Source organism: Streptomyces sp. SID5785 (assembly GCF_009870065.1).
Taxonomy (GTDB): Bacteria; Actinomycetota; Actinomycetes; order Streptomycetales; family Streptomycetaceae; genus Streptomyces.
In genome coordinates, this window is the sequence record NZ_WWIA01001002.1 from 1 (window position 1) to 1,158 (window position 1,158).

General features: G+C 73.7%; 2 protein-coding genes. Both read right to left on the bottom strand.

Annotated features, from left to right (window positions below; genetic code table 11):
• A partial coding sequence (locus GTW43_RS32520) for a cupin domain-containing protein (RefSeq protein ID WP_161305562.1) occupies positions 1–329 on the bottom strand: 329 nt, incomplete at its 3' end.
• Positions 323–1,158 (bottom strand): PmoA family protein (locus GTW43_RS32525; RefSeq protein WP_161305563.1); only part of this gene is annotated, 836 nt, incomplete at its 5' end. The genes GTW43_RS32520 and GTW43_RS32525, both read right to left, overlap by 7 nt.

The following is a 1,158-nucleotide window of genomic DNA, read 5'->3' on the forward strand; positions in this document are numbered from 1 at the left end:
AGCGTGAGGACGGCGTCGCCCGCCTCGGGCAGGCCGCTGTTCTGCATGACGACGGTGATCTCCAGGCCGCCCGCGTTCACGAGCCGGTGGATCGTGCCGGGGGTGAACCAGGCGACGCTGCCCGGCTCCAGGGGTGTCTCCCGGTAGCCGGAGGTGGTCAGGGTCTGCACGGCGCCGTGGCCGGCGGTCACGACGTACCCCTCGCTGCACGTGAGGTGCAGATGCGGGGTGCCCCCTCCGGGCAGGCCGTCGACCGTCGGCCAGTCGTAGACGCGCAGCCGGGACACGCCGACGGCGGCGGGGAAGCCGTCGTACGCCGCGCTCACCATGTCCGGCCCGCGAGGTGCGCGGTGACCCGGTCGCGGTCCCAGGCCCCGTCGGCGACGATCACCCGGTAGCTGCGGGAGAGCGTGTCGCCGGGGGCGAGGACGAGCTCGTCGTGGAAGGCCCAGGACGGGGCGACCGCGGCGAACGGGTCGCTGCGCACGAACCAGTGCGCCGGGTGCGTCCCCTTCTCCCCCGCGTGGTCGTTGGCGGGCGCGTGCGCGAAGACCATCGTGGCGTGTCCGTCGCGGCCGTCGTGTTCACCGACGTACGCGAGCCAGTCGGCCTGGCTGCCCATCAGGTCGCCGTCCTCGGGGCCGGCTTCGGCGGTGAAGACGTGTCCGTCGCGGAAGGCGCGCGGCCCGCGCCAGAACAGTCCGGTGTAGCCGGCGGCGGGCCGGCCGTGCGTGGTGGGGCTGCCGAACCGCAGCGGTTCGTCCCGGCGGTTGGTCACCGCCGAGGTCCAGGTCAGGGACCAGCTGCCCGACTCCGTGTCCACGTCGTGCACCTCGATGCGGCGCTCCTCGTCCGCCCACAGCGCGCCGTCGTACGGGTGCCAGGTCAGGCGCTCGGCGATGACCGCGCCGTCGGCCGTGGCGGAGACGTCCTCGAAGGCGGTGTGCGCCATCGAGCCGATCCGCTCGGGCAGCGCGAGGTATCCCTCGCCGTGCACATAGGTGTTGCCGCCCCACAGGTTCTGGCCCGACAGGTGGGAGGCCGTCAGCTGGAGGCCCTTGTGCCAGCGGTGGTCGTTGGGGCGGTAGTCGGTGACGAGGCCGCCGGACAGGGTCCGGATCGGGTGGAGGTACGGCTTGGGCGCCTCCCACGCGGCCT